General features: G+C 38.1%; 19 protein-coding genes. 14 read left to right on the top strand and 5 right to left on the bottom strand.

The genetic code is table 11. The features are described 5' to 3' along the window. Positions 1–26 precede the first annotated feature (26 nt). Together panD and panC are read right to left on the bottom strand one after the other, a co-directional pair. Complete coding sequence (gene panD / locus VIH09_RS09080; protein ID WP_331580138.1) at positions 27–377, bottom strand: aspartate 1-decarboxylase; 351 nt, start codon at positions 375–377, stop codon at positions 27–29. 14 nt (positions 378–391) lie between these two features. Then, positions 392–1,270 (bottom strand): pantoate--beta-alanine ligase, encoded by an 879-nt coding sequence (panC, locus tag VIH09_RS09085; protein WP_331580140.1) that lies wholly within the window; start codon positions 1,268–1,270, stop codon positions 392–394. 78 nt (positions 1,271–1,348) lie between these two features. On the opposite strand from panC, the gene VIH09_RS09090 reads away from it, so the two are divergent. From VIH09_RS09090 to VIH09_RS09140, 11 genes are all read left to right on the top strand, one after another. Beyond that, on the top strand, positions 1,349–2,155 hold the full coding sequence (locus tag VIH09_RS09090; RefSeq protein WP_331580142.1) for a glycogen/starch synthase: 807 nt from the start codon (positions 1,349–1,351) through the stop codon (positions 2,153–2,155). Positions 2,156–2,176: 21 nt separating this feature from the next. Continuing rightward, positions 2,177–3,760, top strand: coding sequence for a DUF4270 domain-containing protein (locus tag VIH09_RS09095; protein WP_331580144.1), 1,584 nt, complete (start codon positions 2,177–2,179; stop codon positions 3,758–3,760). 9 nt (positions 3,761–3,769) lie between these two features. Further along, positions 3,770–5,617, top strand: a complete 1,848-nt coding sequence (gene glmS, locus VIH09_RS09100) for a glutamine--fructose-6-phosphate transaminase (isomerizing) (protein WP_331580146.1) — start codon at positions 3,770–3,772, stop codon at positions 5,615–5,617. Positions 5,618–5,920: 303 nt separating this feature from the next. Then, positions 5,921–8,740 carry a TonB-dependent receptor domain-containing protein gene (locus tag VIH09_RS09105; protein WP_331580148.1) on the top strand — a complete coding sequence of 940 codons (2,820 nt, stop codon included), beginning with the start codon at positions 5,921–5,923 and terminating at the stop codon, positions 8,738–8,740. A gap of 38 nt (positions 8,741–8,778) precedes the next feature. Next, on the top strand, positions 8,779–10,329 hold the full coding sequence (locus VIH09_RS09110; RefSeq protein WP_331580151.1) for a G-D-S-L family lipolytic protein: 1,551 nt from the start codon (positions 8,779–8,781) through the stop codon (positions 10,327–10,329). 260 nt (positions 10,330–10,589) lie between these two features. Then, positions 10,590–12,101: a F0F1 ATP synthase subunit beta gene (gene atpD, locus VIH09_RS09115; RefSeq protein ID WP_331580153.1), complete on the top strand. Its 1,512-nt coding sequence runs from the start codon at positions 10,590–10,592 to the stop codon at positions 12,099–12,101. 43 nt (positions 12,102–12,144) lie between these two features. Further along, the gene (locus VIH09_RS09120; RefSeq protein WP_331580155.1) at positions 12,145–12,426 is read left to right on the top strand and encodes a F0F1 ATP synthase subunit epsilon; all 282 of its coding nucleotides are present in this window, start codon (positions 12,145–12,147) and stop codon (positions 12,424–12,426) included. Between the two features lie 138 nt (positions 12,427–12,564). After that, positions 12,565–13,704 carry an 8-amino-7-oxononanoate synthase gene (locus tag VIH09_RS09125; protein WP_331580157.1) on the top strand — a complete coding sequence of 380 codons (1,140 nt, stop codon included), beginning with the start codon at positions 12,565–12,567 and terminating at the stop codon, positions 13,702–13,704. Positions 13,705–13,823: 119 nt separating this feature from the next. After that, entirely contained in the window at positions 13,824–14,441 is a 618-nt protein-coding gene (bioD, locus tag VIH09_RS09130) for a dethiobiotin synthase (protein WP_331580159.1), read from the top strand. A 2-nt stretch (positions 14,442–14,443) separates the two neighbouring features. Next, positions 14,444–15,748 (top strand): adenosylmethionine--8-amino-7-oxononanoate transaminase, encoded by a 1,305-nt coding sequence (gene bioA, locus VIH09_RS09135; protein ID WP_331580161.1) that lies wholly within the window; start codon positions 14,444–14,446, stop codon positions 15,746–15,748. Between the two features lie 218 nt (positions 15,749–15,966). After that, positions 15,967–17,121 carry a beta-ketoacyl synthase N-terminal-like domain-containing protein gene (locus VIH09_RS09140; RefSeq protein ID WP_331580163.1) on the top strand — a complete coding sequence of 385 codons (1,155 nt, stop codon included), beginning with the start codon at positions 15,967–15,969 and terminating at the stop codon, positions 17,119–17,121. A 10-nt stretch (positions 17,122–17,131) separates the two neighbouring features. Here VIH09_RS09140 and VIH09_RS09145 read toward each other — a convergent pair whose 3' ends face one another. Continuing rightward, positions 17,132–17,602 (bottom strand): regulatory protein RecX, encoded by a 471-nt coding sequence (locus tag VIH09_RS09145; RefSeq protein WP_331580165.1) that lies wholly within the window; start codon positions 17,600–17,602, stop codon positions 17,132–17,134. Positions 17,603–17,894: 292 nt separating this feature from the next. Here VIH09_RS09145 and VIH09_RS09150 point away from each other — a divergent pair, with 292 nt between their 5' ends. From VIH09_RS09150 to VIH09_RS13625, 3 genes are all read left to right on the top strand, one after another. Beyond that, on the top strand, positions 17,895–21,263 hold the full coding sequence (locus tag VIH09_RS09150; protein ID WP_331580167.1) for a hypothetical protein: 3,369 nt from the start codon (positions 17,895–17,897) through the stop codon (positions 21,261–21,263). A 369-nt stretch (positions 21,264–21,632) separates the two neighbouring features. Continuing rightward, positions 21,633–21,770: a hypothetical protein gene (locus tag VIH09_RS09155; protein ID WP_331580169.1), complete on the top strand. Its 138-nt coding sequence runs from the start codon at positions 21,633–21,635 to the stop codon at positions 21,768–21,770. A 69-nt stretch (positions 21,771–21,839) separates the two neighbouring features. After that, positions 21,840–22,007 carry a T9SS sorting signal type C domain-containing protein gene (locus VIH09_RS13625; protein ID WP_414656152.1) on the top strand — a complete coding sequence of 56 codons (168 nt, stop codon included), beginning with the start codon at positions 21,840–21,842 and terminating at the stop codon, positions 22,005–22,007. Positions 22,008–22,083: 76 nt separating this feature from the next. Here VIH09_RS13625 and bioB read toward each other — a convergent pair whose 3' ends face one another. Further along, entirely contained in the window at positions 22,084–23,169 is a 1,086-nt protein-coding gene (gene bioB / locus VIH09_RS09160; protein WP_331580171.1) for a biotin synthase BioB, read from the bottom strand. 98 nt (positions 23,170–23,267) lie between these two features. After that, positions 23,268–23,705: a hypothetical protein gene (locus VIH09_RS09165; RefSeq protein ID WP_331580173.1), complete on the bottom strand. Its 438-nt coding sequence runs from the start codon at positions 23,703–23,705 to the stop codon at positions 23,268–23,270. Between the last annotated feature and the right edge of the window lie 65 nt (positions 23,706–23,770).

The raw sequence follows: 23,770 nt of genomic DNA on the forward strand, positions 1-23,770 counted from the left end.
TACATTTATTTCTGAACTAATTTTAATTAGGTCAAGGAATTGTCTTGTTCGTTGGGAAAAATAATCCAAGGCTTGAAAGTTTTGGCTTCTTCAAATTCCAAAGTAGCGTAAGAAATGATAATGATGATGTCGTCTTTCTGGACTCTTCTTGCTGCGGGACCGTTAAGCGTAATTTCGCCTGAATTTCTCTCGCCTTTTATGGCATATGTGTCAAAGCGCTCGCCGTTGTTGATGTTCACGATTGAAACTTTTTCTCCTTCAATGATATTTGAAGCCTCCAAAAGTGTTTCGTCGATGGTAATACTACCGATATAGTTTAGATCGGCTCCAGTTACTTTTACCCGATGGATTTTTGATTTTAGTACTTGAATTTGCATGCTACAAAAGTAAATTAATTTAATGAAATGGTGTCAATCAATCGAATATTATTGACAATAACCGCTATAAAAGCGCGGTACTTTTTGGTTTTATTTTTTCTTAAACAAGGCAATAGTGTCGTTTCATCGGCGATTTGAAAATATTCCAATTCAAAGGAAGTGTTTTTTTCGAACACTTTTTCGACCCATTCCGTTACGGATTTTGCGCTGTTCGTTTTGAATTTTTCTTTTGCGCCGTTTAAGGTTTTGTATATGAGAGCTCCGTCCATTTTTTGTTGCTCGGAAAGGCGCTCATTTCTCGAACTCATCGCAAGGCCGTTAGATTCCCTGTAAATGGCACATCCCTGCACGTTAACGGTCATGTTATTTTTTTTGACCATCTTTTTGACGATCTGCAATTGTTGGAAATCTTTCTCTCCAAAATAAGCGTTGGTTGGGTTTACAATTTCGAACAACCTTTTTACGATTGTTCCAACGCCATTAAAATGACCAGGCCTGAATTTTCCTTCCATTTGGTTTTCCAATCCGTCGAAATCAAATTCTTGGGACAAGATTTTTCCTTCATATACGTCTTCAACTGAGGGGGCGTACAAAATTATTTCGGTATTTAATTCCGATATTTTGGTAATATCCGCTTCCAGAGTTCGTGGGTATTTTGACAAGTCTTCCGGATTGTTGAACTGAGTGGGATTGACAAAAACACTAACCACCGTATTTTCATTCTCAGCCAGCGATTGTTGCATCAAGGACAAATGACCTTGATGTAATGCACCCATTGTAGGAACAAAACCAATAGTGGAATCAGGAGTCTTAATAGATTTCAAATGGTCCATCAAAGCCTCTTTTTCCTTGAAAATATGCATGGTTGTTTTATTAAAATTTAGTGCAAACATAATATATTAGTTAATAACTGCATAAATTTTTGTAATTTTGCGTGGTTTTTATTACCAATAAATTAAGCAAATTACAATATGAAAGATAAGAGGATATTATACGTATCATCTGAAGTGGTGCCTTACTTGGCTGAAAACGAGGTCTCTTTAATGTCTTACGATGTGCCGAAGATGGTTAATGATCAAGGAGGACAGATCAGGATTTTTATGCCCAGATATGGAAATATAAATGAAAGAAGACACCAATTACATGAAGTGATTAGACTTTCGGGGATGAATTTGGTAGTAAATGACTTAGATATGCCATTGATAATAAAAGTGGCCTCAATACCTAAAGAAAGAATACAAGTTTACTTTATAGATAACGATGAATATTTCAAAAGGAAAGCGACATTTGCCGATGAAGAAGGGGTAATGTATCCTGATAATGACGAACGTGCGATTTTCTTCGCAAAGGGAGTTGTGGAAACGGTGAAAAAGTTGAATTGGGTTCCGGATATCATACATGTTCACGGTTGGATGGCAGCGATGTTGCCTATATACATGAAGCACTATTATAAAAATGAGGCCTTGTTTTCAGACACAAAGATTGTTACTTCTGTCTACAGTCAATCGTTTGAAGGCACTTTAGATCCAGAAATGATCAGTAAAATTATTCTTGACGGAGTTCCTGCGGAAGCCATAGCTGACCTGAAGACACCTGATTATGAAAGCATTATAAAAACGTCTATAAAGCATTCAGATGCAGTGATAATCGCTTCAGACAGCGTGTCTCCAAGTTTAACAAAATTTATAGAGTCTTCGGGGAAACCTTTTTTATCTTTCGTGCCTAAAGATGCATTTGCGGAGGCGTACAGCAATTTTTACAATAACGAGATTCTATAATTTAAACTTTTATTATCTGATATGTACAATAATTCTTTTTTTAAGAAAATTCTAATAGTTGCGTGTGTTGTTTTTTTATATTCCTGTGATAAAGATTATAATTCAATTGGTGATGGTTTGATTGGTGACAATCATTTTGATTTTGCTAAATACACTTCGAGTGTTGTGGCTTATAATCAAAAAATCGGACCGATCCAGTCGAACGGGCTTTCCATAAATCCGCTCGGGATACTCGATAATCCGGCATTCGGTACAACAACCGCCAATTTTGCAACTCAATTATTACTGAGTTCTCCAAACCCTGTGATAGGAAATAATCCTGAAATCGAGAGCGTAATTTTAACAATTCCATATTTCAGTACATTAGTATCTACCGATACTAATGGCGATCATGTCTATGAATTAGATTCCATTTATGGTGCAACAGATGGCAAAATAAATTTGAGCGTCTATGAGTCCGGATATTTTATGAGAGATTTAGACCCTCTTGGCGGTTTTCAGGAAGCGCAAAAATATTTTACGGATCAAAATGCAGATTTTGATGGCGCTAAAGTGGGGACCCGTTTAAATAACGGTAGTGCTTCGGAAAACGATTCGTTTTTCTTTAGTGCCGCTGAATATAAGGAAACTGTGACAAAGGATGGCAAGGAGGTCGTGACCCGAACGGCTCCAGAAATGCGATTGGCTCTCAATTCCAGTTTTTTTAAATCGAAAATAATTGATGGCGCTGCATCAGGAAAGCTGGCTTCAAATGATGTCTTTAAAGAATATTTTAGAGGATTGTATTTCAAGGTAGAAAAGTCAGGAACCAGCCCAAGCGCATTGGCGCAATTAGATTTCAAGAAAGGAAAAATAACAATAAAGTACAAGGGAGATACTTCAGCTACGGATAACACAAGAATTGATTATTCGATCGTCCTTAATATGAGCGGGAACACGGTTAGTTTGTTAGAGCAAAGCAATACGAACATTTCGTATGCTAATGCGACCAATCCGGCAAACATTAATACAACTCTTGGAGATGAAAGATTATATCTCAAAGGTGGCGAAGGCGCTATGTCGATTCTGGAACTTTTTGGTCCTGACGCTGACAATAACGGTGTTGCCGATGAATTGGAAACCATCCGAAACAGCGATTGGTTAATTAATGAGGCCAATCTTGTTTTTCATGTCGATGCAAGCGCGATGAATGGCGCTGTCGAGCCAAGTCGAATTTACCTATATGATTTAAACAATAACAGACCGGTTTTTGATTACGCTACTGACGCGACCACGGGCACAAATGCTAAAAACGGGAAATTAATATACGGCGGTTTGTTAAACAAGGAAGATGCCGCAAATGGAATCTATAAGATTAGAATCACAAATCAAATCAGAAATCTTATAAAAAATGCCGATTCCACTAATGTGAAGTTAGGCGTTGTCGTGACGGAAGATATTAATACAACTGTTTCGTATAAATTAAGAACGGCGACTTCTACAATATCCCAAGCTCCAAAAGCTTCGGTTATGAGCCCTTTAGGGGCAATTATTTATGGAAGTAAATCTACCGTCCCGGAAGATAAAAGATTGAAATTGGAAATTTACTATACTAAACCTAATTAATATAATATTATGTGTGGAATCGTTGGTTATATAGGCTACAGAGAGGCTTACCCCATTGTAATAAAAGGATTGAAAAGACTCGAATATAGAGGTTATGATAGCGCTGGAGTGATGATCTATGACGGCGAAGCTATAAAACTGAGTAAGACGAAAGGTAAAGTTGCAGATCTTGAAGAAAGGGCTTCTAAAGAAATTTCCACAAACGGGACTATAGGAATTGGTCACACGCGTTGGGCAACTCATGGTGTACCCAATGATGTAAATTCTCATCCTCATGTTTCTAATTCAGGTGATTTAGTGATAATCCATAATGGTATCATTGAAAATTATGCTCCTTTAAAGGTGGAGTTGATCAAGAGAGGTTATGTTTTTCAATCTGATACAGATACTGAAGTACTTGTAAACCTTATCGAAGAGATACAAAAAAAAGAAAAAATAAAGTTAGGGAAGGCGGTTCAAATTGCGCTCAACCAAGTGGTAGGGGCGTATGCCATTGCCGTTTTTGATAAAAAAAATCCTAATGAAATTGTAGCGGCCCGTTTAGGTAGCCCATTGGCAATTGGTATTGGTGAAGGGGAATATTTTGTCGCTTCAGACGCATCTCCTTTTATTGAATATACGTCAAATGCCGTTTATCTGGAGGATGGTGAAATGGCAATAATAAGGTTACACAAGGCGATGAAAGTGCGAAAGATTAAAGATGACTCTTTAGTGGATCCTTATATTCAAGAACTTCAAATGAATTTGGAGCAAATTGAAAAAGGAGGTTATGATCACTTTATGTTGAAAGAAATATACGAGCAACCTAGTGTTATTAAGGACACTTATAGAGGAAGGTTGCATGCAAACGAAGGCCTTATTCAAATGGCTGGAGTCGAGGATAATTTAGAAAAATTCTTAAATGCGGATAGGATTATTATAGTGGCATGTGGTACTTCATGGCATGCAGGTCTTGTTGCCGAATATATTTTTGAAGAATTTGCCAGGATCTCCGTTGAGGTAGAATATGCATCTGAATTTAGATATAGAAATCCAATCATAAATAGCAAGGATGTAGTCATTGCCATATCTCAATCTGGAGAAACGGCTGATACAATGGCTGCGATTAAATTGGCAAAAGAGCAAGGCGCTTTCGTATTTGGAGTTTGTAATGTCGTGGGTTCTTCTATCTCAAGAGAAACGCATGCGGGCGCTTACACACATGCAGGTCCTGAAATTGGAGTTGCTTCCACTAAGGCTTTTACAACACAAATCACGGTATTGACGATGATCGCGCTTCGTTTGGCTAAAGCCAAAGGGACGCTGTCTCATTCTGATTTTCATATGTATTTGCAGGAACTGGAATTAATTCCTGAGAAAGTTAGAGAAGCTTTGGAGACCAACGAAAAAGCAAAGGAAATAGCTGAAACTTTTAAAGACGCGCCTAACTGTTTGTATTTAGGAAGAGGGTATAATTTTCCTGTGGCTCTTGAGGGGGCTCTGAAGCTAAAAGAAATATCGTACATTCATGCTGAAGGCTATCCGGCGGCCGAAATGAAACACGGGCCAATAGCTTTGATAGATGAGCAAATGCCAGTTGTGGTTATAGCTCCCAAACAAGGACATTACGATAAAATTGTAAGTAACATCCAAGAAATTAAGTCAAGAAGCGGAAGGATTATTGCCATAGTTACTAAAGGCGATACGCAAGTTCGCGAATTGGCCGATTATGTTATTGAAATCCCGGAGACTTCAGATGCCTTGTCACCATTAATAACGACAATACCGTTACAGCTTTTGTCATATCATATCGCTGTGTTGAGAGGATGTAATGTTGACCAGCCCAGAAATTTGGCCAAGTCGGTTACGGTTGAATAAATCAATGTTCTAATGATAATTTATAAAAAAAGCGAGATTTTTGATCTCGCTTTTTTTTTTGGATAAAAATACACAAAACACCCTATTTTTATGATAAGTTCAAATTTTCATTAAAAATAGTATGTACGCATAGTATATTGCAACAAATTAACACATTAACAGAGATAAACATAAAAATCATAATGTTGTAATTGTGTTAAAATGTCAGCAAAAAGATAGAGATAATGAATTTTTTTTAACGTTTTTTTATTAATATTAAAAATAATTGTACTTTGGCAATCTAAATCTATAAAATTCAACCAAATGAGAATGTATTTACTTTTTTTGTCATTGTTTTTTTGCAGCATAACTTTTGCGCAAAGTTCAATTTCAGGTACCGTTGTTGAAAATGACAACCAACCAATTTTTGGAGCTAATATTAAAATTGTTGGGGAGTCCGCTGGAACGGTTTCCGACAGTGATGGAAAGTTTACATTAGTTTCATCAACAAAAGCGCCTTATGAGATCGAGGTTACAAGCGTAGGTTTCATTACAAAAAGAGTAAGTATCACATCAAACAATCAAAAAGTTAATGTTGTCCTTAAAGAGGAGCAAAACTTACTTAATGAAATTGTGGTGTCTGCCTCAAGAACTCCTGAAAGGGTTTTGGAATCTCCTGTAACTATTGAAAGAATGGGTACCGCTGATATTAAAAAGTCGGCATCAGCTACCTTTTACGATGGTTTGGAGAACTTGAAAGAAGTTCAAATGAACACCAGTAGTTTGTCTTTTAAGTCCATCAACACTCGTGGTTTTGCCACTGTGGCCAATACGCGTTTTATGCAATTGGTAGACGGAATGGATAACTCTTCTCCACTGTTGAATTTTGTTTTGGGAAATATGATTGGTGTTTCAGAAATAGATGTGCAAAGTGTCGAGCTATTGCCTGGTGCCTCTTCTGCTTTATACGGAGCTAACGCATTTAATGGTATTTTATTCATGAATAGTAAAAGCCCATTTACAAGTCAAGGTATTACCGCTTATGCAAAGTACGGTCAGACAAGTCAAAAAGCTGCAGGATCTAACGATTACATAGATTATGGGATTAGAATGGCACATGCGTTCAGTTCTAAATTGGCAGCGAAGGCTAATTTCACTTATATGAGAGGTACGGATTGGTATGCTACAAATTACGATGACAGAACTGTCGAAGGCAGAGATAGGAATCATGTGAATTATGACGGTATAAATGTATATGGTGATGAGGTTACTACAAATCTAAATGGGGTTGCTGATGGATTACTTGCTGCAGGTGCAATAACTCCTGCTCAGTTTGCCGCTTTTGATGCGATTCTTCCTAATTATAATGTAAGCAGAACGGGATATAATGAAACTGATCTTACTGACAATAAAGCAAGTAACACTAAAATTGATTTTTCAGTGCATTATAAGCCTTTCGAAAATGATGTGGAGGTTATTTGGCAGAGTAAATTTGGTTTTGGTAATGCTGTTTATCAAGGTGCAAACAGGTATTATTTAAATAACTTTTTTATGCAGCAGCATAAAATAGAGGTAAAAGGGAAAAACTTTTTTGTAAGAGGTTATACTACTAGTGAGGACGGTGGTGATTCATATGATATGCTTTTTACCGGTATTAATGTGAATAGACAATGGAAAGATGATAAAACTTGGTTTGGTCAATACGCAGCTGCATATGTTGGTGCAACTTTGGGTGGTCAGACTCCTGAAAATGCTCATATATTTGCAAGAAATACGGCTGAGACGGGTAGATTTTTACCAGGTACACCAGAGTTTAAGGCTGCTTTTAATAAAGTAACAAATGAGGCAAGTGTGTTAACTGGTTCAAAATTGGTTGATAACTCTAAAATATATCATTCTGATGCAAACTATAATTTTAAAGATATTATAGAGTTTGCTGAAATACAAGTTGGTGGGTCGTACAGGCTATATGAATTAAATTCCCATGGTCGAATTTACACGGATAAGGATGGGCCTATAAACTATAATGAATATGGGGCTTACACGCAATTGACAAAAAAGTTCATAGATGACCGATTGAAATTTACAGGTTCGGTTCGTTACGATAAAGCACAAAATTTTGACGGTAACGTATCACCAAGAGTTTCCTTAGTCTATTCAGGAGGTCAAAGCAGAAGACATAATTTCAGAGGGTCATTTCAAACTGGTTTCAGAAACCCTACTACACAGGATCAGTACATCGGGTTTAATGTCGGAAGTGCTATCTTGCTTGGTTCTGCTCCAGATAACTTAGTGCGATATAGTGAGACATTGCCGGTGTCTACTCCTACAGGTCAATTTCTTGCCGGTGGAACAACGGTGGTAATGACTGGGCTAAATGCCTATAATAACTCTTACACAGCGTCTTCTGTAGGTGCTCTTACGGCAACTGGAAATCCTGCGGTATTGAAAAAAACCAATGTTGATTATGTGAAACCTGAGCAGGTGAAAGCATTTGAATTGGGGTATCGTTCATTTATAAGAGATGTTTCCATTGATGTTAATGGATATTATAATATCTACAATGATTTTATCGGAAATTTAAATGTGGTGGCTCCTTTTTATGGTACAGCGCAAGATGCTCCTAGTCCAACTGCAAATGATGAAGGGAGTAAGACATTACACGCATTGCAAAATGGAAATTACAGAGTGTATCAATTATACACTAATACAGATGTGGAAATCGAGTCTCTTGGTTTTGGTCTTGGTCTTTCTACAAAAGTTTACAGAGACTTTGAAGTGGGTGTTAACTATAATTATGCTGAATTTAAGTTTGATCAAGAAAAGGACCCGAGCTTTGAAGCTGGTTTCAATACTCCAAAACATAGAGTGAAAGCATCATTCGGAAACGAAAAATTATTCAAAAACTTCGGATTCAATGTAAGCGGAAGATGGAACAGTGAATATTTATGGCAATCTACAATGGTAGATGGTATGATTGATGCTGCCACGGTAATTGATGCCCAAGTAAATTACAACATACCGGCATTAAAATCAACATTGAAAATTGGAGCTGCAAATATTGGTGGAAAAGAATATGCTCAGGTATTAGGAGCAGGTTTGATTGGACAACAGTATTTTGCATCTTGGACAATCAACCCGTAAGCTAATTGTATTCAGTAATAAAAATAAACACATAAACAATGATAAAAAATTTCAAATGGCTACTGTTAGTTTCTTTAAGCTTTGTAGCATGTAATAATGATGATGAAAACATGACCGCTGCAGAGGTTTCTGTAGTGCCAGGTACAGCGAATTTTGCAAAATATGTGGCGTTGGGTGATTCATTTGCCGCCGGGTATAGCGACGGGGCTCTTTTCGTAAAAGGTCAAGAGGGTTCTTATACAAATTTATTGTCGCAACAATTTGCTCTTGCTGGAGGTGGTTCTTTTACGACTCCACTAATGGTAGATAATATAGGGGGATTTTCTTCAGGCGGCGTTCAAATTCCTCAATTTCCAACTAGATATTTTTTTGATGGCGCAGGACCTGTGAATGTGTCAGGTGTATCTGGTACAGCAATTTCGGCTCATTTGACTGGAGCGTTTAATAATATGGGTGTTCCTGGAGCCAAAAGTTTTCATTTAGGCTTTCCCGGGTATGCCGCTTTAAACCCTTATTTTGGGAGATTTGCGAGCACGGCTGGAACCACAATTATGGCGGATGCTTTAGTTCAGGCTCCGACTTTCTTTTCTTTATGGATTGGAGGAAATGATGTTTTGGGGTATGCTACTTCTGGTGGTATTGGTGTAAACCAAACCGGTAACGTCAATCCGGCAACTTACGGAAGTAACGATATAACGGATCCCAATGTGTTTGCTAGCGTATATTCTGGATTGGTTACTGTTTTAACTGCTAATGGAGCAAAAGGGGTTGTTGCTAATCTTCCTTATGTTAATACATTGCCTTACTTTACGGTTGTTCCTCATAACCCATTGACAACTACTCTTTTGGGTGGAGGAAATAAAGCGGTAGGTGTGGCTACTATTGCTGCTTTGAATGCGCAATTGTACGGTCCTTTACGCAATGCTTTAGCTTTCTTAAATCAAGGAAGCAGGATTGCTCTTTTGTCTTCTGAGACCGCTAATCCTATGTTGATTAAAGACGAATCTTTGACAAATTTGTCAGCAGCCTTAACTCAAGTATTAATGGGTGGAGGACTTGATGCTGCCACTGCGGGACAGTTAGGGTTTATTTTTGGACAAGTGCGTCAAGCAACGAGTTCTGATTTAATTTTATTAACGACAAAATCAGTAATTGGAACCGCGCCTACAGCAGCTAACTCTGGTTTAGGAGTGGCTCCGACATATCCATTAAATTCATTCGGTATCACTTTCCCTTTGCAAGATCAACATGTATTGATTCCAACTGAAATTGCTGAAGTTAAAGTCGCAACAGATGCGTATAACGCGACTATTAAGGCTGTTGCAGATGCTAAAGGTTTGGCTTTTGTAGATACAAAAATGATAATGGATAGATTATCAAGTGGAGGTATAGTAAGTAGCAGTTTTAATCTTAGTTCAACTTATGTAACTGGAGGTGCTTTTTCGCTAGATGGTATTCATCCTAGTCCAAGAGGGTATGCGTTAATTGCTAATTCTTTTAGTGCTGCCATTAATACAACTTATGGATCTACTTTACCTATGATTAATCTGGGGTTATATCCTATATTGTATCCTATGGTGTTAAATTAAAAAAGGAATATTTTTTAAGAATAAAACCACCCGTTTTCAAGACGTGGTGGTTTTTTTGTATTTCAGTTGAAGTTAATGTAATTGTTTGTTTTAATTGGGTTTTCAAACAATCCTATAATTTTTTCTTGTTTTTATAGAAAAAGGTGTTGATTTTTTATTTTAAAAAATTATCTTTGCAACTTGAAAAAAGTAGGTAATCGATAAATTTCGGTTGCTGCTATTTCATAAACCTAAATAGCTATTTAATAAATACATAAGTAATGTCAAAAGTAATAGGAAAAGTTGCGCAAATCATTGGTCCAGTAGTTGATGTAGTATTCAACGGTAAAGATGTTGAACTTCCAAAAATTTATGATTCATTAGAAATCACAAAAAAAGATGGTACTTTGTTGGTACTTGAAGTACAATCTCACATTGGTGAAAACACCGTTCGTACCATTTCGATGGACTCAACAGATGGTTTGAGTAGAGGTTATGAAGTAGTTGGAACAGGGAATCCTATCCAAATGCCAATTGGTGCGGATGTTTACGGACGTTTGTTCAACGTAATTGGAGATGCAATTGATGGTTTAGGTAATTTGCCTAAAACAGGCGAAAACGGAATGTCAATTCACCGTCAAGCACCAAAATTCGAAGATCTGTCAACTTCATCTGAAGTTTTATTCACAGGTATTAAAGTAATCGATTTAATTGAGCCTTACTCAAAAGGAGGTAAAATTGGATTGTTCGGTGGTGCTGGTGTAGGTAAAACAGTATTGATTCAAGAGTTGATCAACAATATCGCAAAAGGTCACGGTGGACTTTCAGTATTCGCAGGAGTAGGAGAAAGAACACGTGAAGGGAATGACTTACTTCGTGAGATGTTAGAGTCAGGAATTATAAAATACGGTGATGAGTTCATGCACTCTATGGAAAATGGAGGATGGGATTTGTCTAAAGTTGATATGATGGGAATGAGAGAGTCAAAAGCTACTTTCGTTTTCGGTCAAATGAATGAGCCACCAGGAGCTCGTGCACGTGTTGCACTTTCTGGATTATCTATTGCGGAGTATTTCCGTGATGGAGCAGGAACTGACCAAGGGAAAGATGTATTGTTCTTCGTGGATAACATCTTCCGTTTTACACAGGCAGGTTCTGAGGTTTCGGCACTTTTAGGTCGTATGCCATCTGCAGTAGGATACCAACCAACATTAGCTACAGAAATGGGAGCGATGCAAGAGCGTATCACATCTACTAACAAAGGATCTATTACATCTGTTCAAGCGGTTTACGTTCCTGCGGATGATTTAACTGACCCGGCACCAGCAACAACGTTTGCTCACCTTGATGCAACAACTGTATTGTCTCGTAAGATTGCAGAGTTAGGTATTTATCCGGCGGTTGACCCGTTGGATTCAACTTCTCGTATTTTGACACCACAAATTCTTGGGAACGAACACTATGACTGTGCACAAAGAGTGAAAGAAATCCTTCAAAAATACAAACAATTGCAAGATATTATTGCGATTCTAGGTATGGAAGAATTATCTGAAGAAGATAAATTATCAGTTTCTAGAGCTAGACGTGTACAACGTTTCTTGTCTCAACCTTTCCACGTAGCGGAACAGTTTACAGGATTAAAAGGTGTTTTAGTTGATATCAAAGATACCATCAAAGGATTTAACATGATTATTGACGGTGAATTAGACCACCTTCCGGAATCAGCTTTCAACCTTAAAGGGACTATCGAAGAAGCTATCGAGGCTGGAGAGAAAATGTTGGCGGAAGCATAATCCAATTGATAATTACCAATTATCAATTATCAATTAAAAAATTATGATTTTAGAAATAGTATCACCGGAGGCATCATTATTCAAAGGAGAAATAACTTCGATATCCGTGCCGGGTGTTGACGGAAGTTTTCAAATTTTAAATAATCACGCACCGATTGTTTCATTGCTTCAAAAAGGAACCGTGAGTTTCACAGCTCCTAGTTTCGAATTCAACAAGGAAACATCAAACTTATTCACTAAAGTAAATGCGGAGAATTATTCGTTAACGATATCTTCAGGAACTTTAGAGATGAAAGACAATAAAGTAATTGTTTTAGTCGACTAAAATAATTTCAATATATAAGGAAAGCCTAACATAACTGTTAGGCTTTTTTTTGTTTTAATTTCAGCGGCTTTTTTCAAAATCAAACAATCGAAGACCGCGTAATTTATTAAACCGAAAAAGTTGCTTATTTTTGTGACCATGAAAAAATTTCCAAAAAACCTTTCCATTAAACTCGACAACCGGAAACTCAATAGTTCGCTGAGAAGCTTGCCTTTAACGAATGGTTTAACCGATTTTGCATCGAATGATTATCTTGGGCTGGCAAAGTCGGAAACCATTTTTCATTCTACACATCGGTATTTGGTCGACAATGCCATTATTCAAAATGGTGCAACTGGCTCCCGATTATTGTCGGGAAATCACAAGTTATATAACGAAACGGAAAAATACATTGCCCATTTCCATGATTCCGAATCCGCTTTAATGTTCAACTCCGGTTATGATGCCAATGTCGGTTTTTTTGGTTCTGTTCCTCAAAAAGGAGATTTGATTTTATATGATGAATTGTGTCACGCGTCCATTCGTGACGGGATTTTGTTGTCGAATGCGAAAGCCTACAAATTCGATCACAACGATTTTGAGGACTTAGAGAAATTGATTTTGCGCAATCCAAATGCTACAATTTACATTGTTACCGAAAGCGTTTTTTCGATGGATGGGGATACGCCAAATCTTGATGAGTTGGCACAACTTTCAAATAAGTACAATTGCTATTTGATAGTGGACGAAGCACATGCTTTGGGTGTTTTTGGAGAAAAGGGCGAAGGATTGGTTCAAATGCTGGGTTTACAACAGCAAGTTTTTGCGCGTATTATGACGTTCGGAAAAGGATTGGGATGTCATGGCGCGGCCGTTATTGGTTCACAGGAACTTTCAAATTATCTGGTGAATTTTGCTAGAAGTTTTATTTACACCACGGGATTGTCGCCGCACTCCCTCGCTACAGTACTGATGGCGTACAATTATCTTAAAATCGACAATAAAAACAACACTTTGCTTCGAGAAAACATTCTTCATTTCAATCAGGAAAAGAACATTTTGGGGATGAAACAACTGTTCGTAAGGAGTAAATCAGCAATCCAGTCAGCAATCATGCCTGGAAATGAAAACGTAAAGTCAATAGCCAGGAAACTGCAAGAAAAAGGTTTCGATGTCAAGGCAATTTTGTCGCCCACCGTTCCGGAAGGACAGGAGCGATTGCGGTTTTGCATCCACAGTTACAATTCGAAGGAAGAAATCTCGGATCTCTTGGCTTTGTTGAGTACTTTTGTGTTCTAGAAGAAAATAAGCTAAAATTATTATGCAAAGTTTCACAAAGAATCTCAAAGAGATTAATAAACTAAAACCTTTGTGAACCTTCTTTGAACTTCATTAATCTTTGCGAAAGAAAAAAATCTATGAAACTATTTATAACAGGAATATCTACCGATGTGGGTAAAACCATCGCTTCAGCCATCATTGTAGAAGCTCTGGAAGCCGATTATTGGAAACCGATACAAGCAGGCGACTTGGATAATTCGGACAGCCACAAGATCAAATCCTTGATTTCAAACTGTCAGACTACGATTCATCCAAACAGTTACCGATTACAAACGCCCGCAAGTCCTCATCTGGCTGCGGAATTAGATGGGATTACAATTGATTTAAATCAAATTGTTGAACCCGTCTTGAAAGAACATCTTGTAATTGAAGGCGCAGGTGGTGTTTTGGTTCCGTTAAACAATACAGACTGTGTTACTGATTTGATCCAGGATGATTATAAGGTGGTGGTTGTTTCCAGACATTATTTAGGAAGCATCAACCATACATTATTGACCATTGAAGCCTTGAAAAACCGAAATATAGCGATCGCCGGAGTCATTTTCAGTGGAAATGAAAACAAGGCATCCGAAGCCATCATCTTGAATAAGTCGGGGATAAAAAACATTGGGAGAATCGAGCAAGAACCGTATTTCGACCAAAATGTGGTTCGAGAGTATGCCGATTTGTTCCGAGAAAATCTACTGAAATTATAATTATGCACAATAAAAACATTTCCCCTTCTGGGGTTAGGGGACTGACTGAAAGAGACCAAAACTATCTTTGGCACCCGTATACTCAACACAAAACAGCCGCACTTCCCATTGCCATCAAGAGAGGTGAAGGAGCGCTGCTTTGGGACGAAAACGACAAGGAATATATTGACGCCATCGCATCATGGTGGGTAAATCCGTATGGACACAGCAACAAATTTATTGCTGATGCCATTTACAAACAACTCACCACATTGGAACACGTTCTCTTTGGGGGGTTCACACATGAACCAGCGATAGTTCTGGGCGAAAAGTTGATCGAAATTCTCCCGAAAAACCAACAGAAAATATTTTTTTCTGATAACGGTTCAACGGCAGTCGAAGTGGGCATAAAAGTGGCGCTGCAGTATTTTTTCAATAAAGGGGAAAAGAGAACTACGATAATCGCGTTCGAAAATGCCTTTCATGGAGATACCTTCGCTGCCATGGCGGCAAGCGGAATCTCCTTCTATACCCAAGCTTTTGAAGGGATGTTTATTGATGTCGTTCGGATTCCCGTACCCATAAAAGGGCAGGAAAAGGAAAGTTTTGATGCCTTACGAGAGCTGATCCAAAAACACGATTGCGCAGGTTTTATTTTTGAGCCTTTGGTTCAGGGAGCCGCAGGTATGGTGATGTATGAACCCGAGGCATTGGGTCAATTGATCCGAATTTGTAAAGAAAACCAAGTCTTGACCATTGCTGACGAGGTGATGACAGGTTTTGGTAAAACCGGAAAAAACTTCGCGATGGATTATGTTAATGAAGTGCCGGATATGATGTGCTTGTCTAAAGCCCTTACTGGTGGCACAATACCAATGGCTATTACCACCTTCACGCAGGATATTTTTGAAGCTTTTTACGATGAGGACATCAACAAAGCCTTGTTTCACGGGCATACCTTTACAGCAAACCCAACTGGTTGCGCCGCTGCCCTAGCCAGCTTGGAACTACTGCAAACTCCTGAAATACAGGCTAATTTGGTTCGGGTGAATGCAAGCCACTTGAACTTCCAAGGGCGTATAAGGAACCATTCAAAAGTGAAGACAACACGTGTTTTAGGGGTTATTTTTGCCTTGGAAATAAAAACGGAAGATGACTTCAGTTATTATGGGACATTGCGGAACAAGCTGTATGATTTTTTCATCGAAAATGGAGTGATTCTACGACCTGTGGGGAACATTATTTATATTTTGCCACCATATATAATCAGCGATAATCAATTGCAAAGAATATATCAAGTTGTCGAAGAAGCACTAGAAATAGTTTAAATTAGGAGCTATTCCTGCTATTCGTTGCAATCTTTATTCCCTCTTCAAAAAGAGGGAATAAAGGATTTTCACTGCTATCAGGGCTAAAAACTCGAAAAACACAAAATTTCCTGATTTCCATTTATTTTTTGCAAAAAGAAATCCTTTTCGGTTCACTGTTGCTGCTGGAGTTTCTTAAATTTGCCTTTTTATAAATGTGATTAATAAATACAATCATTTTGCCCAGAACAATATCGATAACAGCCATAACTTCAATATCTCCATTAGGGAACCAACCAAAAACAATTTGGGGAAATTATCTGAATGGGGAACATTGTTTCACGGCAAAATATTTAGATCATAAAAATACTCTCGTTGCATCATTGGATGACAATTCTAACGAGATTATTTCGGCATTAAGAGCATCGGACAGCAAATATAAATCATTGGATAAATCGGTTTTGTTTGCTATGGCTGCTTCCCGAAAAGCAATTGAAGAGTCAGGATGGGGTCAAGATGCTGTTTTTGGAATCAATATCGGGTCATCGCGTGGCGCCACGGATTTGTTCGAAAAACACCATCAGGAATATTTAAAGTCGGGAAAGGCGCAAACTTTGGCGTCGCCCACAACAACTTTGGGGAACATATCTTCCTGGGTTGCCCACGATTTGCGAAGTACCGGTCCCGAAATTTCACATTCCATTACCTGTTCAACGGCTTTACACGCCCTTTTAAACGGCGTGGCCTGGCTTAGAGCAGGAATGGTCGACAAATTCCTGGTTGGCGGGAGCGAGGCGCCATTAACTGACTTTACGATTGCTCAGATGCGGGCGCTAAAAATATATTCAAGGAGCGATGACGAATATCCTAATCTGGCCCTTGATCTGGAAAAGAAGAAAAACACCATGATTCTTGGCGAAGGAGCAGCCGTTTGCTGTCTCGAATTTGGGAAAAAAGAAAATGCATTGGCCTATATTGAAGGCATTGGTTATGCGACTGAGATTTTGGAGCATAATATTTCTATTTCAGCCGAAGCGACTTGTTTCCAAAAATCGATGAAAATGGCGCTTCAAAATACGGATCCTGCAGATGTAGATGTTATTGTAATGCATGCCCCTGGAACCATAAAGGGGGATTTGACGGAATATAAGGCAATACAAAAAGTTTTTGGCGAGAGCGTACCGCTTTTGACCACAAACAAATGGAAAATTGGCCACACTTTTGGCGCCTCAGGAATGCTGAGTGTAGAATTTGCGGTACTGATGATACAAAACGACACCTTTGTCGGTGTTCCTTTTGCGGCATCGCCGTCGCAAAAAAAACCAATAAATAAAATATTGGTGAATGCCGTTGGTTTCGGTGGGAATGCCGTTAGTGTTTTACTTTCAAGATAAAAAAATACATCTATTTAGTTTCCAATTCCCTAAGTTTCTCGTAAACCAAGTTGCTCTCAAATCCGCGTCGAAGTATATAATCACAAAATTTTTTCCGCTTTTTTGTAGTATTCGCTTCCTGAATTGATAGCCAATGTTTTTCTGCAAGCCTATGGAATGTTTCCGTATATTCTTGCTGCGAAATTTCCTTAAGCGCCAAGTTAATGTTATAGGTAGTTATATTGCGAAATTTCAGTTCATTAACGATCCTGATTTTTCCCCAATTCTTGATCCGATGTTTTCCCCTTGCGAAACTGCAGGCGAAGCGGCTTTCGTTAAGGAAATTATCTTTGATAAGATGTGAAATAATATGACTTATTTCTTCAGAATCCATTTTCATGGTTCTCAATTTCTGCTCCACTTCAGTATGGCAGCGTTCCTGATAGGCACAGTAATGTTCTATTTTATTGATAGCATCTTTTATAGAAAAAACATCTTTCATTATGGGTTGTTAAAAAAAAATTTGAAATCACAATTCCCCTAGAGAAAAGTGAGTCGTTTTTTATTCCGTTTAAGCTGACTGATTTCGTACTATTTTGTTAATCAGCAAGTGATTAACGTATTGTAAACTAGATACTTGTGTTGATTTTTGCGCAAAACACCAGTATAACGGATTAATCTGCAAGTTAACGACTTTGTTGTTTTATTTAATTTATTTTTAATTTATTTTGTACTGTGTTTTATTCATTTTCAACAGTAGCCAAGATATAAATATAAATTATTTCAAGAAAAAAATGTTAGAAAAACTACTTGTCTACTCGGTGCTTCTTTTATCTCCTTTTATTCTTTTATCTCAAAATGTTGGGGATTTCCGCTCAAATGTAACTACCGGAAACTGGGAAACATTTTCAAGTTGGCAATATTACAATGGTTTTTCATGGGTCACACCCTCAGGAACTTCACCTCAAGGATATCCGGGGCAGTATACAGGAACAGGAAGGGTAACAATTCTTGACAATCAAACAATTACAATAAGCAGCAGCACGCCAAATAATTTTAGCGCTTTGGTTATTGGCGAAAATGTTTCCGGTTCCTTAATTGTTGATGCCGACATTGATGTAAAAACTTCAAGTGTAACGATAAATGCTTCAGCTTTAGTGAAATTTGCGGGAAATTATCAGATTCGGTTTCCTGAAAACACAAACGTTAAAATTAATTCACCTGGGAAATTTGATGATGGAGGAGTCTGCAATAGTAATGTTGCAGTTTATATTGGAACCGTAAAATTTGCTGTGTGTAAAGGTGCGGGTAACTCAGAACTTACTTTTGATCAAATAAATAAAGGAGGAGGGACAATCTTATCTGATCCGGCTGCAATTTTGCCAATTTGTCAAAGCGGGATCGTTAATTTAGTCGGTTCTTATTCTGGAACAGCAGGCATGACTACTTCAAGCGGTACTGTGGCCGGTATAAATTATTTTTGGTCGGTAAAGGCACCAGACAATACAATTACTGCCTTCGACACTCAAAATCCAAATTTCGTAGCCAGCCAGTCAGGGATATATTTGGCTACTCTCAACTGTTCAACCTATTATGGTGGTGATTTGTTTTCTAATTCTAAAACTATTTCTGTCTTAGTAAATATACAGCCTAACATTAGCACGCAACCCACCAATCAATTGGACTGTGAAGGCCGCGATATCAATTTCAAAGTAGTTGCGACTGGTTCCGGTTTAACATATTCTTGGCAATACAAAAAGCTGGGTGACTTAAATTTCACTTCCATTTCTTCAAGCACTACTAATGTTGGTAATTTTGATACAAATATAATTACGATAAGGAATGTAGGAAGTGCCCAATTCCCGAACGGAACACAGCTTCAAGTCGTGATTTCTAATGGGACTTGCACTGTTACTTCAAGCACCGCTTCGCTTTTAGTAAATGAAATGATTTCCATTTCACCAACTACTACTAATGTTACCCGCTGCTACGGTGCTACTTATTCCTATACAGTTTTGACTTCCTATCCGGCAAATGTGGTTTCATATCTGTGGAAAAAATCTATAAATTCTGGGGTTTGGATTGTTGTAAATGACGGTGGCGCTTATTCGGGGGCGACCACATCTTCCTTAAAAATAACTGCCGGTACACCGTCGGAGTCGGCCGAATATCGCGTGTATATCACTTTTAACAACACAACAACCCAGTGTTCAGTGGATAGCGCAACAAGAACACGTTTAATTACCTTTCTTCCGCTGTTAACAGCTCCTCAGATAACTGTTTTACAGCCAGACTGCATGATAAATACCGGTACAATCGCCGTTAGTGTTCAAAGCGCAAGTGATTCTTATAGTTTTGATAATGGAGTTACTTATCAAACAACTAATACCAAATCTGAACTAGTTCCAGGGACATATAAGGTACTTATAAAAAATACCGGGAATTGTCTTTCGCCTGTTGCAAACTGTACTATAGTAGCTGCGCCTCCATCAATTTGGAATGGTACATCATGGACAAATGGTCCGCCATCAAGTGCTCAGGCTCTTATTTTTAATGGAAATTTCTCTTCAATCGGTGATATGCATGCGTGCTCTTGTCAAGTAAATTCGGGAGTTGTTCAAATAAATTCGGGACACAGTTTGAAAATAACTAATGGAGTCAGCGTTTCTGGGGGGAGTTTAACTTTTGAAGATAAGGCTAGCCTTGCTCAAATTAATAATGCAATAAATATTGGAAATATAATTTATAAAAGGATAACCCCTGCAATCTTAAATACCGATTATGTTTATTGGTCATCGCCAGTTTCTGGATACACTTTGGGGGCTTTATCGCCAAACACACTTTCGGGAAAAATGTACTCCTATGATGCTTTTGCCAATCCCGAAGATTGGAAGCTGGAGTCTTATGGAACGGTCATGGCGCCGGGGAAAGGGTATATAATTAGAGGGCCAGAATACGCGCCACCTTTTCCTCCATTTCCTTCTCAGTTTCCTGCTTCATTTACAGGTGTGCCCAACAATGGTTTGATAACATTGCCGATCGGACCAATTGGCACCTCAAACTTAATTGGCAATCCATATCCATCCGCACTGGATGCAGATGTGTTCCTAGCGGCAAACAATACTGTTTTAGCGGGAACCATTTATTTTTGGACACATAACACAGCAATCCAATTAGCGACAAATATTACTGGCGGAAGTGCTGGCTCCGGTACTTATGCCTATACGTCTGACGATTATGCGTCTTATAATTTTACAGGAGGGGTTGGTGTTATTGGAGCAGGAACAGCAGCCGCTACCGTGGGTTTTGACCCCCCATCTATTCCGACCGGAAAAATTGGATCTGGTCAATCCTTTTTTACGATTAGCATTGTTGACGGTAAGAATGCAACATTCAGCAATAGTATGCGGCTAGGATCAGGAGGAGTAAAATTAGATAATTCCCAGTTTTTTAAAAACACCATGAATTCTAAATCGGGCGAGCTGATTCAAAAAAACAGGGTTTGGTTGAATCTGTTAAATGGCAAAGGCGCATTTAAGCAGACGCTAGTGGGGTACATTTCAGGAGCTACGAACGGTTTTGATAATGGATATGACGGGGAAAGCTTAGATGGGAATGAATTTATTGATTTTTATAGTGTTTATAACGATAAGAATTTAGTAATCCAGGGTCGAGCCTTGCCATTTGAACGGAACGATTCAGTTCCTTTAGGTTACCGTTCTGCTATTTCGGGAGATTTTACGATAAGTGTTGACCAAGTTGATGGCTTATTTATTGACAAAGCGATTTATTTAAAAGACAATCTGACCAATAGTATCCATAATTTGAATGAGTCCGGTTATAATTTTAAAACTTCGGCCGGTACTTTCAATGACCGCTTTGTATTGGGTTATACCAATGAAATGTTGCTAATGGATCAGTTTGATATTCTTGGAAACGGAGTTTTAATTTCAAATAAAAATAAAGAAGTAAAAATAAGTTCTTCGGTTGAAAATATTTATTCTGTATTGATTTATGATTTATTGGGCAGGCAGATCTATAAGAAAACCAATGTGAACAGCCGAGAGTTAATTGTAATAAACACATTTTCAGCAAATCAAATATTGTTTCTAAAAGTTGATTTGCAGGGAGGAAAAATGATCAACGCCAGGATTATAAATTAGAATATTTGGAAACAATGAGTTTATTCATCGCCTAATTACCGCATTATATAGTGGGATGTATTTCTCAAAAAAGCACAGCTAATTATTCATCTTTACTTCCTGGAATCAGTTCTTTTCCATTGATCAAATCCTTCATCATGGGCACAGTAATGTTCTATGGTATTGAACTTTTATTATAGGGAGCTATTTCGTTTTATTTTAAAACCGATTTTTTTTTGCAGACATGATATTTCCCCCGTTTAAAACCGCCTAAAGCAAGGCCGGGCACATCCTCTTCAAGAAAGAGATACTATTCCAATAGGATTTAGTACAGCTATTAAAAGTAATTTCACAATATCTATTGATAAGACTGACAGATTACTAACCGCAATGGATGTGTTTTTGCAAAACAAACTGAGCCATACGGTTACCGATTTAAAAGCGGGAGCCTATACTTTTACTACTGAAAACGGGGCATATAATGATCGTTTTATATTGAGTTATGCTAATAAAACCTTATACAGATGATTTTGAAGACATGGTGTCCTAATTTTAAATATGAATAAGGAAATACTAATAAAATCAGCAAATTAGCCGATTGACAATGTATTAATTTATGATTTTTCGGGCAAACAAATTTATAAAAATATAAACGTTGCCAATATCGAAAATAAGATAACCAACTTAATTTCCAGCCAACAAGTTTTGTTTGTCAAGGTAGTTTTACAGGACGGTAAATCAATGACCAAGAAGATAATTTATTAGGGTTTTGGATGTAATAACTCATAGAAAAACCCATTCAGTTTTGAGCTGAATGGGTTTTTTGCTTATGTGTGAAAATTTATTTTCTTTTAGTGGAGGCTTCAAGATTCCTGTCAATTGTGTGGCCAGGGCGTGACCATTTTGGTTTTTCGCCAAGCGGCAGGAATTGAGAGTCAGTTGCTTCAACAGTAGAAGGTTGTGAAACTTTAGTAAATGGTTTTTGAGGATTCAATCCTAACATTTCAAACATTTTCATGTCTTCATTTACGTCTGGGTTTGGTGTGGTCAACAATTTGTCACCAGCAAAAATTGAGTTGGCTCCGGCAAAAAAGCACATCGCTTGACCTTCACGACTCATGTTCATTCTGCCTGCTGATAAGCGAACTTGGGTTTCGGGCATTATAATTCTTGTGGCTGCCACCATTCGAATCATTTCCCATATTTCAACCGGTTTTTCTTCTTCCATTGGGGTTCCTTCAACGGGAACCAAAGCATTGATTGGCACTGATTCGGGTTGCGGATTTAAAGTCGAAAGAGCGACGAGCATTCCGGCTCTGTCTTCAATACTTTCGCCCATACCTATAATCCCTCCGCTACAAACGGTAACGTTAGTTTTACGTACGTTTTCAATGGTTTGCAAACGGTCTTCGAATCCGCGGGTGGATATCACTTCTTTATAGTATTCCTCCGATGTGTCTAAGTTATGGTTGTAAGCGTATAAACCTGCTTCTGCCAAACGTTGTGCTTGGTTTTCAGTGATCATACCAAGGGTGCAGCAAACTTCCATCTCCAGTTTGTTGATGGTACGAACCATCTCCAGTACTTGGTCAAACTCGGGGCCGTCTTTTACGTTTCTCCAAGCCGCTCCCATGCATACCCTGGAAGACCCGCTTGATTTTGCTCGCAAGGCTTGGGCTTTTACTTGGCTAACTGACATCAGGTCATTGCCTTCCACCGAGGTGTGATATCTTGCGGCCTGAGGGCAATAACCGCAATCCTCTGGGCAACCACCTGTTTTGATAGACAATAATGTTGAAACTTGAACCACGTTTGGGTCATGATGCTCTCTATGAATGGAAGCTGCCTCGTAAAGCAAATCCATCATAGGCTTATTATAGATTGCAATAATTTCTTCTCTTGTCCAATTGTGTTTTGTGATGCTCATTGATGCGATTTTTTGATGAGCCAAAAGTAAACAAATTGTACTAAAGAAGCAATCTAATGCTGTTGAAAAACCACTTGAAGATCGTTTATTAAGCTTAGTTAATCGGTTGTAAGGCGGTTGTTCCAATATAGCATCAGCAGCATGGTGACAATTACCGAAGAGGCAATCCCTTCAAAAAGCAAACTGACGGAATAGCTGAATATCGACGGATTCCCGCCAAACAAAAAAGTTTTGGATAACGATTGAACATACTCGTCACCCCCTTGCATATAGCTATAAACGATTAATCCTATGATGCTTAAAAACACTCCAACCAATGAGGTGACTATTGCTGAAACGGCATTGGAAACGAAGTCTTTTTGTCCTTCTTCAACATTCATTTTGATGGTTCTGTTAACTCCATAAAAAACAAAAAAGATGTTGACGAGACGCCAATAAAACGAATTGCCATATCCCAAAGCGTTCATCAATAGGAAATAAGCCGTAATCCCAATGAATATAACAAATCCGTTCAGCAGTTCTTTTGGTAGTTTCATATGTTTCTTTTTTTGTAAAATGTTTTATCGCTTTTTTTACTTGAAACGAACAGGATGTTATTTTA

The sequence above is a fragment of the Flavobacterium sp. genome, from assembly GCF_036515215.1.
Taxonomy (GTDB): domain Bacteria; phylum Bacteroidota; class Bacteroidia; order Flavobacteriales; family Flavobacteriaceae; genus Flavobacterium.